This window comes from Lentibacillus songyuanensis, from assembly GCF_039548255.1.
Lineage (GTDB): Bacteria > Bacillota > Bacilli > Bacillales > Amphibacillaceae > Lentibacillus_C > Lentibacillus_C songyuanensis.
The window spans coordinates 242,496-259,326 of sequence record NZ_JBCLVH010000003.1; the positions used below are offsets into that span (position 1 = coordinate 242,496).

The 16,831-nt window shown below is 42.5% G+C and carries 15 protein-coding genes; 7 read left to right on the plus strand and 8 right to left on the minus strand.

Annotation, left to right across the window (positions count from 1 at the left end; all coding sequences use genetic code 11):
* Nucleotides 1-62: 62 nt before the first annotated feature.
* Genes rfbA through WMZ97_RS05235 form a run of 7 tightly spaced genes read left to right on the plus strand, consistent with a single transcriptional unit; the run spans nucleotide 63 to nucleotide 6,851 of the window.
* On the plus strand, nucleotides 63-995 hold the full coding sequence (rfbA, locus tag WMZ97_RS05205) for a glucose-1-phosphate thymidylyltransferase RfbA (protein WP_343271011.1): 933 nt from the start codon (nucleotides 63-65) through the stop codon (nucleotides 993-995).
* Entirely contained in the window at nucleotides 988-2,025 is a 1,038-nt protein-coding gene (gene rfbB, locus WMZ97_RS05210) for a dTDP-glucose 4,6-dehydratase (RefSeq protein ID WP_343271012.1), read from the plus strand. Before rfbA ends, rfbB begins: the two co-directional genes overlap by 8 nt.
* Nucleotides 2,004-2,963, plus strand: a complete 960-nt coding sequence (locus WMZ97_RS05215) for a glycosyltransferase family 2 protein (RefSeq protein ID WP_343271013.1) — start codon at nucleotides 2,004-2,006, stop codon at nucleotides 2,961-2,963. Before rfbB ends, WMZ97_RS05215 begins: the two co-directional genes overlap by 22 nt.
* Before the next feature lie 5 nt (nucleotides 2,964-2,968).
* Entirely contained in the window at nucleotides 2,969-3,655 is a 687-nt protein-coding gene (locus WMZ97_RS05220; RefSeq protein ID WP_343271014.1) for a GNAT family N-acetyltransferase, read from the plus strand.
* 2 nt (nucleotides 3,656-3,657) lie between these two features.
* On the plus strand, nucleotides 3,658-4,023 hold the full coding sequence (locus tag WMZ97_RS05225; protein WP_343271015.1) for an EamA family transporter: 366 nt from the start codon (nucleotides 3,658-3,660) through the stop codon (nucleotides 4,021-4,023).
* A gap of 52 nt (nucleotides 4,024-4,075) precedes the next feature.
* Nucleotides 4,076-5,197: a dTDP-4-amino-4,6-dideoxygalactose transaminase gene (gene rffA, locus WMZ97_RS05230; RefSeq protein WP_343271016.1), complete on the plus strand. Its 1,122-nt coding sequence runs from the start codon at nucleotides 4,076-4,078 to the stop codon at nucleotides 5,195-5,197.
* Nucleotides 5,160-6,851: a DUF6044 family protein gene (locus WMZ97_RS05235; RefSeq protein ID WP_343271017.1), complete on the plus strand. Its 1,692-nt coding sequence runs from the start codon at nucleotides 5,160-5,162 to the stop codon at nucleotides 6,849-6,851. Before rffA ends, WMZ97_RS05235 begins: the two co-directional genes overlap by 38 nt.
* Before the next feature lie 230 nt (nucleotides 6,852-7,081).
* On the opposite strand, the gene WMZ97_RS05240 is transcribed toward WMZ97_RS05235, so the two are convergent.
* The 8 genes from WMZ97_RS05240 to WMZ97_RS05275 form a co-directional block, all read right to left on the minus strand.
* On the minus strand, nucleotides 7,082-7,744 hold the full coding sequence (locus WMZ97_RS05240) for a hypothetical protein (protein WP_343271018.1): 663 nt from the start codon (nucleotides 7,742-7,744) through the stop codon (nucleotides 7,082-7,084).
* Between the two features lie 274 nt (nucleotides 7,745-8,018).
* On the minus strand, nucleotides 8,019-9,095 hold the full coding sequence (locus WMZ97_RS05245; protein WP_343271019.1) for a tartrate dehydrogenase: 1,077 nt from the start codon (nucleotides 9,093-9,095) through the stop codon (nucleotides 8,019-8,021).
* A gap of 33 nt (nucleotides 9,096-9,128) precedes the next feature.
* Entirely contained in the window at nucleotides 9,129-10,685 is a 1,557-nt protein-coding gene (locus WMZ97_RS05250; RefSeq protein WP_343271020.1) for a Na+/H+ antiporter NhaC family protein, read from the minus strand.
* A 203-nt stretch (nucleotides 10,686-10,888) separates the two neighbouring features.
* Nucleotides 10,889-12,019, minus strand: coding sequence for an alanine racemase (gene alr / locus WMZ97_RS05255; protein WP_343271021.1), 1,131 nt, complete (start codon nucleotides 12,017-12,019; stop codon nucleotides 10,889-10,891).
* Nucleotides 12,020-12,045: 26 nt separating this feature from the next.
* Entirely contained in the window at nucleotides 12,046-12,876 is an 831-nt protein-coding gene (dat, locus tag WMZ97_RS05260) for a D-amino-acid transaminase (RefSeq protein ID WP_343271100.1), read from the minus strand.
* A 27-nt stretch (nucleotides 12,877-12,903) separates the two neighbouring features.
* Nucleotides 12,904-13,878, minus strand: a complete 975-nt coding sequence (eutB, locus tag WMZ97_RS05265; RefSeq protein ID WP_343271022.1) for a hydroxyectoine utilization dehydratase EutB — start codon at nucleotides 13,876-13,878, stop codon at nucleotides 12,904-12,906.
* A 174-nt stretch (nucleotides 13,879-14,052) separates the two neighbouring features.
* The gene (locus WMZ97_RS05270) at nucleotides 14,053-15,252 is read right to left on the minus strand and encodes a M20 metallopeptidase family protein (protein WP_343271023.1); all 1,200 of its coding nucleotides are present in this window, start codon (nucleotides 15,250-15,252) and stop codon (nucleotides 14,053-14,055) included.
* 121 nt (nucleotides 15,253-15,373) lie between these two features.
* Nucleotides 15,374-16,822, minus strand: a complete 1,449-nt coding sequence (locus tag WMZ97_RS05275) for an NAD-dependent succinate-semialdehyde dehydrogenase (RefSeq protein ID WP_343271024.1) — start codon at nucleotides 16,820-16,822, stop codon at nucleotides 15,374-15,376.
* Between the last annotated feature and the right edge of the window lie 9 nt (nucleotides 16,823-16,831).

The window sequence follows — 16,831 nt, forward strand, 5'->3', positions numbered from 1 at the left end:
TGATAAGAGGCCGTTTATACTTTAATGCTGAACAGTTAAAAATTGGAAGGGATGATGGTACCATGAAAGGCATTATACTGGCTGGTGGCAGCGGGAGCCGATTATCACCAAGTACAAATAGCATCAATAAACATCTATTGGCTGTTTTTGACAAGCCAATGATTTATTATCCGTTATCCGTCTTGATGTTAGGTGGTATCAAAGACATCTTGATTATCAGCACACCCCATGACCGTCCCAGGTTCGAGGATTTGCTGAGCGATGGTTCCGCGTTTGGTATTTCCCTTTCCTATATGGAACAAGCAGATCCGAATGGAATTCCAGAGGCATTGATTATTGCAGAGGAATTCATCGGAAAGGATGACGTAACCCTGATCCTCGGCGATAACATTTTCTATGGTCAGGGCTTTACAACCATGCTTCGAAATGCCATCCGAAACCATCAGCATGCCACCGTGTTCGGTTATCGTGTCAAAGATCCAGAGCGATTTGGCGTGGTGCAATTTGATCACCGGCAAAAGGTCATTTCCTTAGATGAAAAACCCGCTGAACCAAAATCCGATTTTGCGGTGACCGGGCTATATATCTATGATGCCCGAGCAGTTGACTTTGCTCGTAAATTAAGCTTTTCCAACCGTGGGGAACTGGAAATCACCGACCTAAACAAGGAATATTTAAAACGTGGACAATTAGACGTCCAATTACTTGGAAGAGGATTCGCCTGGATGGATGCAGGCACCCATGAATCACTGTTTGATGCTGCCGCGTTTGTGAAGAACATTCAGCAACGGCAGGGCTTTAAACTAGCATGTTTGGAGGAAATTTCCTATTATATGGGTTATATTTCCAAGGATATGTTATATAAAAAAGGAAAATCGATGGAGAAAAACGATTATGGCAAATACCTATTGGAAATCGCGGATCGAAAACATACTCAACAGTACTGGGAAGCCATCGATCGCAACCCAATGTTAGGACTGGTAGAAAATGAATAAGCAACACAAGCCAACACTGCTCATAACAGGAGGGGCAGGATTTATCGGATCCAATTTCATCACGTACTTTTTACAACAACACCCTGATTATCAACTCATTAACATCGACAAACTGACATATGCCGGATCAATCGATAACCTTTCTGAGGTAAGGGACCATCCAAATTACCATTTTATCAACGGTGATATTGCCGATGAAACAGTCGTCAATCGTATCTTCGCTGAATTTGATATTTCTGGAGTGATCCACTTTGCAGCAGAATCCCATGTGGACCGATCCATTCAAGATGCCAAGCAGTTTGTGGAAACAAATATCACCGGGACATTGGTGCTATTGCAGGCTGCAAAAAAAGCATGGGAACAGCAAGAGTTCCTTGGCGAACGACGGTTTCATCATATTTCCACTGATGAGATTTATGGCTCGCTTAGTGACACTGGTAAATTTAACGAACAAACATCGTACGACCCACGCAATCCTTATAGCGCATCCAAGGCAAGTGCCAATCTTTTAGTGAAAAGCTTTGGCCATACATATGGTATGAATGTTGTCATTTCGAGCAGTTCCAATAATTACGGACCGCGACAGCATGAAGAAAAACTAATCCCAACGATTATCGCCAAAGCACTCGCCCTGGAGCCCATCCCGATTTATGGGGATGGAAAAAACATTCGTGACTGGCTGTATGTAACAGATCATTGCCGGGCGCTTGATGATATCTATCATCATGGAAAAACGATGGAAACATATAATATTGGCGGCGGCAATGAATGGACCAATATGTCTATTGCCCAGAAAATTTGTACCACGCTTGACCAGCTAAAACCGGAAGTCAAAGCCAAAGGGGATATACAGGAGTTTGCTGACCTCATTCAATTTACCGAGGATCGATTAGGACATGATAGAAGATATGCTGTTGACGATACAAAGATTCGCAAAACATTGGGCTGGAAACCAGAAATGGCGTTTAATGAAGGCATCAAACAAACCGTAGAATGGTATGTGGACAAATGGGAAAAAGTATTCCTTTAATTTCTGTTGTTATCCCTGTATACGGTTGTAAATCCTGCCTGGTGGAACTTTGTAGCCGGGTAATTAAAACAATTGAAGCCATTCCAGCTCACCTTGAGATTATTCTCGTTAATGATGCAAGCCCTGATCATGCTTGGGAAACGATCAAACAGTTAAGTAACAATGATAACCGGATCAAGGGCATTGACCTTGCGCGAAACTTCGGGCAGCACCATGCCATTACTGCTGGCCTCGATCACACAAACGGAGACTGGGTAGTCGTAATGGATTGCGATTTGCAAGACTGCCCGGAGGAAATTGCCACCTTATATCACAAAGCACTTGAAGGGTATGAGGTCGTTTTCGGCAATCGTGTGAAACGACAGGACAAATGGATCAAACGTAAATCATCTCAGTTTTTCTATCGTGTCTATGATTTTTTCACGGGATGGGCCTCAGATCATACCATTGCCAATTTCAGTATTAGTGAAAAAAAGGTGATTGAAGGTTTTCGTACCATGCGTGAACAGAACCGCTTCTTTCCGCTGTTTGTTCAGTGGATGGGCTATAAAACAGGGACGGTTCATATAAAACATAATGCCAGAAAAGAAGGTAAAACTTCATATAATATCAAACGCCTCGTCAAGCTTGGTACAGATGCCATTGTCTCCCAATCGAATAAACCATTACGGTTATCGATTCAGTTCGGGTTTTTGGTTTCGTTTATTTCTTTTTTGTATGGTGTCTATTTATTTGCCAGATATTTCTTCCTTGATGAACCTGTCCAAGGCTGGACTAGTGTCATGGTTTCCATCTATTTTATCGGTGGGTTGATTTTCTTCAATATTGGTGTACTTGGGCTGTATCTTGGAAAAGTTTTTAACGAAACAAAAGCCAGACCGCTTTACCTTATTCGTGAAAAAACGAACACAACGCAGGAAACAAACGAAAGGAGTTGATATGGATGGCAACTTACTTGCACCCCACCCCATGGGACAAACGAAATTTTCATATTGATACATATGAGGTAACCTCTCTTTCTGAGAAAGCATTACGGGAAACCGACCAATATGATGGACATTATACGATTAAGGTGGACCCAACAGCGAACACCCAACAGCTTTACAATTATGGTTTTTATTATATGGATACGATGATCGAACCGGTATGTGATAAAGATCATTTACAGATTATTTCGCGTGAAGGAATTTCCATTTCCAAAGAGTATCACAAAGAAGATGTTTTGGCCGTAGCGGAACAAGTATTTGAAAATAGCCGCTTTCATCGTGATTTTAACATCCCTTCTTCCATGGCCGACCGCCGTTATATGAACTGGGTCCGTGACCTGCAGGAAAAAGATTTAATCATCGCATTATATGATCAGGGCGAACTGGCGGGTTTTTTTGGCTATGAAGTTGACAAAGTACTATTGCTAGGGATGAAGGCTGCGTATCAAGGTAAAGGGCTTACCAAAGCATTTACCAGTCTTTGCTGTCAGGCACATTTCGATCTCGGGTATGAACAATTACGTACATCGATATCCGCGGCAAATCTTGCATCCTTAAACCTTTTTATCCGTCTCGGGTTTAAATTACAGCAGACCATCGATGTTTATCACAAATTGACAGGTCCAGCCCCGGTGGAGCGATAACGATGGGATACGCATATATTTTTGGGACTATCTTTTTTACTGTATATGGTCAATTAATTTTAAAGTGGAAAATTGATCGCGCTGGCAGTCTGCCGGATGGATCGATCGATAAATTAATTTTCTTATTCAAGCTATTATTGGACCCGATCATTCTGAGCGGATTTCTCTCCGCCTTTGTTGCCTCTTTATTCTGGATGGCGGCTATGACCAAATTTAATATCAGTTATGCCTATCCATTTATGAGCCTATCATTTGTGCTCGTATTCCTGCTTTCCGTGTTCTTATTTCAAGAACCGGTAACGACACAAAAAGTAGTCGGCTTATCACTAATTGTATTAGGCATTATAGTTACCAGCCAATCCTTATAAGAAATGAACACAAACTGAATGTTTTCGATTAAGACAGAACGAGGTGAGCAATATGATTCCGTTTAATATACCATGTTCCATAGGCAAGGAAGAAGCTGCCATGAAGGAAGCCATCAAAAATAGTAAACTAGCAGGTAATGGCCCATTCGGCAAAAAATGTACTGATTGGCTAGAGGACCACTTGCAATGTCAACGGGTACTGTTAACGCCTTCTTGTACGGCGGCTTTAGAGATGACTGCATTATTAACCGAGGTCTCGACCGGTGATGAGGTAATTATGCCATCTTATACCTTCGTCTCCACAGCGAATGCGTTTGCGATCAGAGGCGCATCCATTCGCTTTGTTGATATTACACCTGCCACCATGAACATCGATCCCGTTAAAATAGAAGCGGCAATAACGCCCCGTACAAAGGCCATCGTTATCGTTCACTATGCGGGGGTTGCTTGTGATATGGATGCGATCATGGATATCGCTAATCGTTACAAATTATGGGTGATTGAGGATGCAGCTCAAGCACTATTTAGTACATATAAAGGGCGGGCACTAGGCACCATTGGTCATTTTGGAACGATTAGCTTTCATGAAACAAAAAATTATACAAGCGGGGAAGGTGGTGCGCTTATCATTAATGATGCCAACTCCGTCAATCGCGCGGAGATCATCCAGGAAAAAGGGACCAACCGCAGCCAATTTAAAAAAGGAATGGTCGACAAGTATACCTGGCGTGATATTGGATCATCCTTTCTATTAAGTGAACTCAATGCCGCCTATTTGTCAATTCAGCTGGAGCATGGGAAAATCATTACACAAAATCGTCTTCAAGCTTGGAATCAGTATAAAAACCAATTACAATCCTTGACGAATATTGAGACTCCCTTTATCCCAAACGATTGTCAGCACAATGCGCACATGTTTTTCATGAAAACCAGGGATGAATCAGAACGGGATAGCTTGATTAACTTTTTAAACGATCAAGAAATTATGACGGTTACCCATTACGTCCCATTACACAGTTCACATGCTGGAAAAAAGTTCGGAAAATTTAGCGGTACCGATCAATATACAACCGCAGAAAGTGGACGGTTATTACGGCTGCCGTTATATTATGGAATTGGAGAAGAGGCTGTCGATCATGTGGTCAAAAGTATTCACGCGTATTATCAACCATAAATATATCCTGATCGCATGTTTGGTCATCGTTGCTTATTTATTTCCGTATTATTCGTTAGGGGAAGATGCGCATATTCGGGTGCACGATAATATGGACTCCAATATCGTCTGGTACAAACTTCTTGCAGAAAGCGGGCATATCTTTACGTTGAAGGATGTTGCGTTACCAAATGTCATTAATGGCTTACCAAGAAGCACGCTGCCATCCGGGCTTGATGCCATGGTCTGGTTATATGTTTTGTTTAAGCCCATGACAGCTTATGCAATCGGTCAAACACTAATGCGCTTTGTCGCCTTTTTTGGCATGTATTTACTGCTAAAAAGGAACTTTCTTCCTGGTCCAAAGGCAACCTTTATTTCCGTTGGAGCATCACTTGGTTTTGCCCTTTTACCGTTTTGGCCATCTGGGATGTTATCCATTGCCGGGTTACCGTTAGCATTACATATTTTTTTAACCATCCGAAATAATGGGAAAGCAACACCAATCTATTATTGGATCACTTTATTACTGATCCCTTTTTTCTCAAGCTTTATCTTGACCTTTGTCTTTTTCCTTGGATTGATGGAACTTGTTTGGATCGTGGACTGGGTTCGTAATAAGCATAGCAACTGGACTTTTTTTACGGCAATTGCGGCAATGACAGCTATTTATCTTGCTAAAAACTATTTGCTTATTTTTTCCATGTTTTTCGAGAGTGGATTTACTTCCCATCGTGATGAATTAAATCTTGGTCACAAAGATCTTCCAGGAACGTTCGAGTTGTTTCAGCACAACCTGATCAATGGACACACCCATGATTTAGCGATCCATTATTTAATTATCTTTCCGGTCATCGGTTTAGCCTTGATTGTTGCCGCATATCGTCGGTTGCAACCGAAATGGCTGTTATTTCTTTTTCTATTTAATGTGTTTCTCTCCTTATGGTACGCTTTTTGGTATTGGGAAGGCTGGCGGGTTGTGAAAGATCATGTAATGATTGCCAATACATTTAATTTCAGTCGTATCCATTTTCTTGATCCACCAGTTTGGTATATTTGTTTCGCCATCGCCTTAACGATTTTATGGAAGCATTTTAAATCCTTTAAACCTGTCGTCGTTGTGCTGCTCATTTTACAATGCTGGATGGTGTTCCAATTAAACGAGGAAACCAAATACAGTGCCACAAGTAACCCGACTTTTAAACAATTTTACGCAACGGATTTATTTGCAGATATAAAAGACTATATTGGAAAGGACCCTTCCGATTATCGCGTCGTCAATATTGGATTATATCCGGCCATTACCCAGTATAATGGCTTCTATACTCTGGATACCTACAATAACAGTTATCCGGTTTCCTATAAGCACAAATTCCGTAAAGTATTCGCATCGGAGCTAGATAAAAACAAAACATTAAAAAACTACTATGATACGTGGGGCGGTAGAGCATATCTCTATGTCGACGAAATAGGGAAGCATTACATGTTTACCAAAAACAGCAACAAGATAATCAAAGATCTTGATATCAATACCAAAGCACTAAAAGACCTTGGAGGTGATTATATCCTCTCCGCCGTCCCAATTGAAAATTACCAAGAAAACAACCTGAACTATAAGCAAAGCTTCGAAAAGAAAGGCTATCCATGGAAGATCTACCTGTATCAAGTGGAGTGAATACATACTTAGACTTATTAGTACATCAGCTGATTTTTCGTAGCAAGCTATCCTGGTTTACCTGGCACCATCACGGGCCATCGGGTTTATTATAGTTTTGCAGCTGCTACATGGACAGCTCTTGTCTATTATATTGTCGTTAAATAGATGGATAATTTATCTTTTTAAACCTTTGAAACGAATGATACATACTAGCTTATGTGTCTTTCGTTTTTCAGTTTTTCTTCCATCTAATCCTCGTCTTCCCCGTCCAGATGCTTTTCTCCTTCATCACTTGGATTCCCCTCACCCGTGTTTTCACCCTCGTCCATATCATTTTCTTTATTTGATTTTTCCTCATCTACCCTATTATCCGATGATGGCTCATCTGACTGCTTATTTTCGTCGTTACTTTCATCGGCATTTTTACTCTCATTATCATCTTTATTCCCCGCCTTATTGGGTTTCTTTTTCACTTTGGTATCCACAGCAGGCTTGTTAGTGCTCGATACATTCGTATTGCTTGAACGGTTATTCACCGTTGAACCTGATGGACCGCCGCTATCATCATTTTGTGTTCCTCCATCCCAGGTGACTTGTGAATCATCGTCCATCCCAACAACCTCATCAGTGGCTAACGCATCATCCTCCATTTCGTCTATTTCTTGCTCTTGTTCTTCCTCAGCCAAAACCATCTCTTCCTTTTCTTCCGGAAACAATGCAGCTAGTTCTGATAGCTTCTTCTCATTCCCAGCAAATACATACATCGCATGATCATGTACAACCAGGCTATCTGCTTTGGATACTGCCGGGCCGCTGGTTAAACTTTTAAAAATCCAATATCCACCAGCAGCCAATGGAATAAGTAATAATAATGTCGCTGCGATTCCTACTGCCTCTTTTTTTACGTCCATATGTACACATCATCCTCTGTCTCAAAAGTAAAGTATGTAACCAAAAATCAGGGCCAAATAACGAATGGAAAACACCCAGTTTGTAATATTAAGGGGGCGTTAACCGTAAGAGTCATTCACAACATTAAATCGCCTGTTTTTCATCTATCATACAGGAAAAATTAACTATTTACACCATTCGACATGAACCTGCAAAATCCTTTTAATTTTGGCAAACAAATAACCCGCTATTTATGATTCATTTAGAAAATAGCGGGTTACACACAGCCATATATTATTTAGGGGCGATGCTTTTTAGCATTTCAATAAACCGATCTCCAACATCACTTGTCGATGCCTGCCCGCCTAGATCAGGAGTCAATGACCCAGTATCGGCCAGCAGTTCTTTGATCGTTTGAAGAACAGCTTTTCCCCATCGTTCTTCATCAAAAAAGTCCATCATCTGGCTGATCGACCAGATTGCGGCTATTGGATTAGCAATTCCCTTTCCTGCGATATCTGGTGCGGATCCATGAACAGGCTCAAACATGGATGGAAACTGTTTTTCCGGATTAATATTTGCCCCTGTCGCCAACCCCATACCACCAGTAATTGCCGCACCAATATCCGTTAAGATATCACCAAATAAATTGGATGTCACCACAACCCCAAACCGCTCGGGATTTGATACAAAATAAAGACTTGCGGCATCAACTAAATAAGAATATGTCTGTACATCTGGGTATTCCTTACCAACTTCTGCAAACACTTCATCCCAGAATACCATGGAGTAATTCAACGCATTTCCTTTGCTCACACTCGTCAATGTCCGATTTGTTCTTCGTGCTTCCTCATAGGCATAGCGGATAATCCGCTCGGTACCTTTTCGGGAAAATACACCCGTTTGCAATACCACTTCTTCCGGCTTTCCTTTATACAACCAGTCCCCTGCCCCTGCATATTCCCCTTCACTATTTTCCCGAATCACAAGAAAATCAATATCTGATTCTGTTTTTCCCTTTAGCGGGGTTAACGAAGGATTTAATAAGGTAACCGGTCGTAAATTAACATACTGATCGAACTGCCTGCGTATTTTAATTAGTAAATCACGCAACGAAATATGGTCTGGTACTCCCGGATAGCCTACCGCACCAAGATAAATCGCATCGAATGGTTTAAGCTGTTCAATACCATCATCGTCCATCATTTTGCCTTCCCGGAGATAATACTCACACCCCCATGGAAAAGTAGAAAATGAGAAAGCTAGTGATGAATCCATCATTTCAATAGCACGTAAAACTTTTACCCCTTCTGCAATAACTTCTGGCCCAATTCCATCTCCAGGAATTAGTGCGATTTTCATTTTTTTCAAAGATTATCCCCTCAGCTTCCTTTTTGTTGCATTTCACGCCCCGACTTGGTTTGCATCCTCATTATATTTTTTATTATGGTAGTTGCCAAGATACCGCAGTAAGAAAAACTGAAGCACAATACCAACAACTAACAGCACGATACTATTTCCAATCACTGAATAAGATAAATATAATATTCCGGCAATTCCCGCTGGAACAAGCGCATAAGGAAGTTGTGTATTGACATGTGCAATATGATCCGATTCAGCAAAAATAGATGCCATAACAGTTGTATCCGAAATTGGTGAAACATGATCACCAAAGATAGAACCAGCGAAAATAGCGCCAATCACAATATGAACAAGATCAGCCCCACCAATAGAATAAGCAAGTGGAATAGCAATTGGAGTGAGAATAGACATCGTTCCCCACGAAGTTCCCGTAGCGAAAGAGATGAACATGCCAATCACAAACACGATAAACGGTACAAGTGCCGCCGTCATCCACCCCTCTGTTACATTAACAACAAATTCCGCTGTACCTAATTCAGATGTAACGGTTCCAATCGACCACGCCAGTACAATAATCACAAGCGCTGGCAGCATGGTACGAATCCCGCCAAGCAAGGTATCTTCACACGCTTTTAAGCTCATTCCCTGTGTGAGCGCAAGGATCATTCCGGTGACAATCATAGCGAACGCACCCCAAGTTAAAGCTATGGAAACATCCGTTGCTGCAAGGGCATCCATGATCGATTTTCCTTCTGCTCCACCACCAGTGTACCACAACCCCCAGATACTCACCGAAATAAGTGCTATAAGGGGAAGGATAAAGTTCCACACATTGCCGTCTTTTTTGAATGGCTCCCCTAAATCCTGATCTACGGATGACAGCGGCGTAGAACCATCCGGTATCAACTTTCCTGTCGTTTGGGCCCGGTGTTCCGCCTTAGCCATTGGTCCGAAATCTTTGCCGATAATAATCATCGGTACAGCTAACAGGCAAAGGATAGCATAAAAATTCCATGGGACCGAATGTAAAAAAGCAAAATACGGTTCCATGCCCATAATACTTGCACTTGCAAAAGCAGCCGCGATCAAGGAGACCTGAAAACCAATCCAATCAGAAACAGGTCCAAGTGTTGCCATTGGTGCCGCCGTCGAATCAAGAATATAGGCTAGTTTTTCTCTGGAAATTTTATGTTTGGCAGTAATATCCTTTGATGCGTTGCCAACAATAACGGAATTGACATAGTCATTAAAAAAGATAATAATGCCTAATACATATGGCAGAAACTGAACCCTTTTTTTCGTTGTTAATTTCTTTTCCAGCATGTTAATAAGTCCTTGTGAACCACCTGTCTTAAACATAAATGCCGCACCTGCTCCAAGCAATGATGTCATGACAAGAAAACGAGCATTCCAAGGATCGATCATCACATCCTTCATCCACGTGAACGTAATGCCAATTCCAGCAAACGGATTTCCCCCTGCCGCAATTAATCCCCCGACCCAAATACTGATGAACAACGATAGCAAAACACGTTTTGTAAGAATTGCCAGTACCACCGCAACAATAGGTGGCACGATGGATAGAAAGTCCATTACCATAAATCCCTTCTTAGTGGTTTTGTTCCATATACACAGCTAAGCGAATGGAATGCCTTGCATCCGATCAGGAACGGCACTCAAGCTAGCGAGAACGCACGATAACCGATCGGTAGTAACACAATTAAGCTTATTTAGCCACGATAAGTAGAACTACCTGTCAACTTTCCTTTAAAACACCGCTTTATAAATACCCCGTTCCACCATCACACATATATCCTGGTAATACGTCCCATCAATCCAGCCAGTACTTCATCAACAATACTGTTCATCCAATCTGCGACATCATTGGCAGATATATGATCATTTTCCTGCTTTCCGATTAAAACAACCTCATCTCCTTCTTGGACATCCGATATCCCTGTTACATTAATTAGTGTTTGATCAAGAGAAATTGTACCGACAACTCTGGCTCTTTTTCCTCTGACCAGCATCTCTCCTTTATTGGAAAGAATTCGTTGGTAGCCATCCCCATGCCCAATTGGCACGACGGCAATTTTCTCAGTTGTTTTTGTAACGTATTCCCCCCCATAGCCTACAGGAGTATGCGGCGGCAGTTCCCGAACGTGAAGGAGTTTTGATTTCAGTGTTAAAACTGGTTTCAATATAACGAGTTCCTGCTGCCTTTTATTTGGATAATATCCAAATAAAGCAATCCCGGGACGTACCATGTCAAGATGCATATCCTTTCGTTCCATCGTAATAGTAGAGCCGCCCACGTGGCGGAGCGTAAAATGAAATCCATGCCTACTCAGATTGGTAACCGTTGACATAAACAAGGAAAATTGTTTTTCGGTAGTCTCCCAATCCCCTTCATCAGCACTGGAAAAATGTGTATAAATACCTTCCCATGACAGTCCCGGAAGCATAAAATATGATTGACAAAAATCCACCGCCTGATTTGGGTCAATACCAAATCGATGTAATCCCGTATTTATTTTCAGATGGACAGGTACAGTTGTCCGTTGTTTTACTGCCTGCTGACTAATTGCTTTCGCGATTTTTGAGGAAGAAATGGAAGCTGTCAGTTGATGCGAAACAACAGCTTCCACTTGATTTAGTGTAATGGAGCTTAATAGTTGGATGGGGACATCAATGCCACTATTTCGAAGCAATACCCCTTCATCAACGGTTGTGACACCAAGCCGCTCTGCTCCAGCACGAATAGCCGCATGCCCGATTGGAACAATACCATGCCCATACCCGTTTGTTTTGATAACAGCGAGCAGTTCACTGTTCATGGCCACAGTTTTTAAATTGACAAGATTTTCTTCAAAGTGATGAAGATTGATTTCTGCGATGGTCGGATTATTGGAATTTTGTGATTTAGCATGCATCACGACACATCCCTTCAGAATCAGGTCTAAACTTGCTTGTAGAATGAACGAAACGCGTCAATCACCTGTTTCGTGACCTCACCAGGTGTCCCGGTACCAATGATTTGGTTATCGACTTTTAAAATAGGAACAACATCCAATTTTGTCGCCGTTACAAATACTTCATCAGCCTGCAGTAAATCTTCAACCGTATATGTTATTTCATTGACATGTAGATGTAGGTCGTCACATAATTGCAAAACCTTTTGCCGGGTAATTCCATTTAATATATAGTTGTTTGCTGGATGGGTAAACAATTCTCCATTTTTGACAATAAATACATTGGACGAACTAGCTTCAGTAACTACATCACCCCGATGAAGAATCGCTTCAATGGCGCTTTGTTCCACTGCTTTTTGTTTAGCAAGTACATTAGGAAGCAGGTTTAATGTTTTTATATCACAGCGCAGCCAGCGGATATCCTCAGCCAATACCGCTGTTGCCCCGTGATCCTCTATTTCCGTTTCACGTTTCTCTGCTCTTGTATAAGCAACCGTCACAGGAACAACATCTGGACTAGGGAATTCATGCCAGCGTTGAGCGATTCCCCTGGTTATTTGCATATAAATAATACCCTCTGTTAACCTATTTTTCTTGACCAATTCCATTAAATTATTCCTTAATTGCTCTCGTGTCTCTTGTAACGGTAGTTGGATTTCATGTGCACTCCGTTGTAATCGCTGTAAATGTTCATCAAGCATCAATGGACTTCCATCATAGACACCGATCACTTCATAAATTCCATCCCCAAACTGATATCCACGGTCTTCAATATCAATACGATTTTCCCTTTCTACAATCTGGTCATTGTATAACATGTATTGCAACCCAATCACCCTTTCTCTCTATTCATTCCCTTTTGCAATCCCCAGTATCACAGAAGAATCCACACTACCACCGCTAATCACGATAACGACATTAGAACCGAGCTTCAGTCGATGATTTAAAATAGCACCAATTCCCGATGCTGCTGCTCCTTCAATTGCCATTCGGTGATTGGTAAACATGAATGCCATCCCTTGCGCAATTTCTTCCTCATTTAATAAAACAATGTCGTCTACATACTGCTGCACCATGGCAAATGTATAACGATTATTCATGCCGATCCCACCTAGCAAACTATCGGCTAACGTATCTTCCTCTTGAACTGTTATTGGTTTACCTGCTTGAATACTATGATACATGGCTGCGCCCTTTGCACTTGATAGCCCAAGGATCTGAATTACCGGATCTGTTTCTTTCAAGGCAACACCCAGTCCAGAATGCAGTCCGCCTCCCGATAATCCACCAATAACAGTGTCAACTTCCGGCAAATCGTCCAGCAGCTCCAGTCCGATCGTTCCTTGCCCAGCAATAATCTCTGGATCGTCAAACGGATGAACAACAGTAAGCCCTTGTTCTTTTTCCAGTCGATAACTATGCTGTTCGGCATCATCCTGTGATTCGCCTATCATCTCAAGGTGCGCCCCTGAACGTTTCAACTGCTCCTTCTTTGCATTTGGCACCCGCCTGGAAATACAAATCGTTGCATCTATTTCAAGCTTTTTAGCGAGATAGGCAACACTCAGGCCAAAATTACCTGTCGAAAATGTTGTTACGCCGCGTTTACGTTGTTCAGGGGTAAGCGAAAGCATCTTGTTGGCAGCCCCTCTTATTTTAAATGACCCGGTGACATTTATATTTTCCAGTTTTAAATAAACTGAAGTGCCGGTTGCTTCAGACAATGCCGGGGAAAAAATTAATGGTGTTTTTTGAACAATGGAAGCTATCCGTTGCCGCGCTTTCCAAATATCACGTAGCACTACCGGTGTTCCTGCCATACTATTCCGCTCCCTTTTGATTTTTGCTGGCGATGGCTATTTTCAAGCGGCTCGGGGTCCGCACAGACTTCTGTTTTGAGGCTTCTCCCGCTTTAGGCATACTCTCCCCCGTTTTAAGCGTGCCCTCTCATTTTGGTCATACGTTCTCCAGACCTTTAAGATATTCCGATCGAGTCATCCTTTTTGTAAATACCGTACTGCCGCCTCTGCCAAAATAGACACACCGATCGGCAGTACCCCCTCATTAATGTCAAAGGTTGGTGTATGCAAATCGCGATGAACGCCATCCCCAACGGCACATCCAAGGAAAAACATCGCTCCAGGCACGACCTGCGTCATATGAGCAAAATCTTCCCCGCCCATACCAAACGGGCAATTTAAAATAGTAAAATGAGGATACAAATCGTTTATAACCCATTTGATATGCTGATTAACTGTTGAATCATTTTTTAAGGCTGAATCCTCCGGGGTTATCGTCAACGTATAGTCCCCATCCAATACAGTTACTAATGAAAAAGCTTTTTCCAGCTCCGCATGTATCTTTTTGCGCACATCTGGGTGGTAACTCCGAATTGTTCCGTTTATTTCCACTTCTGATGGAATTACATTGCTTGCTAAACCACTTATGATTTTACCAATACTGATGACGGCTGGATCCAATGGAGAGACCCTTCTTGCCACGATTCCATGTAACGCCTGCAGCACCGGTCCAAGCATCCATATCGGATCCGTTCCCAGATGCGGATATGCTCCATGCCCGCCTGATCCGTAAATTTTGGCAGTAAACACATCCACATTTGCCATACTATATCCATCATGAATTTTGACAATACCAAGTTCGTCTTCTGGACTCATGTGCAGTGCCAAACAATAGTCCACGTCATCTAACACACCGGCCTTGATCATGTACGGGGATCCTGTGGAACCGGTGGCATCGGCCATTTCCTCGGCAGGTTGAAAAATAAATTTAACTGTTCCACAAAAATCGCTACTTTGCAAGATTTCGCCTAGTAAACTAGCAACGCCTAAGCCAATCGCCGTATGGGCATCATGGCCGCATGCATGCATGACCCCCTCATGCTTGGAGCAAAAATCATGCTTATTCTTTTCTTGAATCGGCAACGCATCCATGTCAGCACGAATAGCAACGGTTGGTCCTGAACCGGCTGTAAGTATGCCGACTATAGCGGTGGGATAACCAATGCCCTCTTCTACAAGCATCCCGGGTATTTGGACTAAAACATCCTTCACATACTTGCATGTTTTCGTTTCTTGAAAGCTTAATTCCGGATATTGATGGAGTTTTCGCCGCCAAGTAATCAGCTGTGGGGCTAGTTCATTTGCTTTTTCTCGTACAGACTTTTCCATAGCCATCTAATTCCAATCCCCTTTCAAGCAAGCAGCACCGAGGAAAACGGAACAAGTGGAGTCCATCTAACCTGAATCAGCCTGCCAACTCCCCGACTACGATATCAATTCAATCAACAGCCACCCATTACTCCATGCCAATCGCAACATATTGTGATTCAATAAATGCCTCGATTCCCTCATGTCCTCCTTCTCTGCCAACACCACTTTCTTTCATACCGCCAAAAGGAACTTGGGCTGCAGACGGTGCGCCATCGTTCCAGCCGACAATACCAAAATCCAGTTGTTCAATAACACGGGTTCCGCGGGCAACATTTTCAGTAAAGACGTACGCTGCTAAACCATAGGAGGTAGTATTTGCCAGTTTAATCGCTTCTTCCTCCGTGGCTACTTTCTGCACAGGTGCGATCGGTCCAAAGGTTTCTTCCTGCATTACAATCATCGACTGATCCACATCTTTCAAAACGGTCGGTTCATAGAACACGCCGCCTGCTTGATTGGTAAGCTGTTTTCCGCCAGTCATCACTTTCGCCCCTTTTGCAGTAGCATCGGTGACATGATGATTTACTTTCTCCAATCCTGCTTGATTAATTAACGGACCAATATTGACTGATTCATCCGCACCATTTCCGACTTTTAATTGCTTGGCTGCCTCGGTAAATTTCTCGATAAACGTATCATATATACCTGCTTGAACATAAATGCGGTTGGCACATATGCATGTTTGCCCTGAATTTCTAAATTTCGATGCCATGACTCCTTTTATCGCCAAATCCACATCTGCATCATCAAGTACAATCAATGGTGCATGCCCGCCAAGCTCAAGAGACAGCCGTTTCACCTGGTCAGCACTTTGCCTGATTAGTAGTTTTCCTACTTCGGTAGAGCCGGTAAAGGTAATTTTTCGAACGCGGTCATCAGCCATCATCGCGGTAGCTATTTTCGATGATGAACCTGTTACAAGGTTAACCACTCCCTTAGGAAATCCAGCTGCTTCACATAACTCCATGATTTTAACAGCCGAAAGCGGACTTTCGCCTGATGGCTTCATAATAACTGTACAGCCTGCAGCGAGTGCTGGCCCCATTTTCCGGGTTAACATGGCCGCGGGGAAATTCCATGGGGTAATGGCACAAACCACACCAACCGGCTTTTTCCAGACTTGCAGACGCTTACCGGAAACGTGCGTCGGAATCGTTTCCCCATACATCCGCTTTCCTTCTTCGGCAAACCATTCAATAAAGGAAGCCGCATAGTTTACTTCCCCGCGTGATTCATTAATTGGCTTTCCCATTTCCAGTGTCATGATTTGCGCTAATTCTTCTTGGTTTTCCAGCATAAGCTGATGCAAGCGCTTTAGATAGCCAGCACGTTCATAGGCAGTTGTTTTTGACCAGGATTGAAACGCCGTATGGGCAGCATCGATTGCTTGTTTTGCCGCCGCTTCCCCACCATTCGGTACATTTCCTGCAAGTGTACCATTTGCTGGGTTAATAACATCCAATGTATCGAGATCCTCACCAACCCATTTGCCATTAATGTTCATTAAATAACGCTTCGTTTTTACCTCAGTCATTTGTTGACC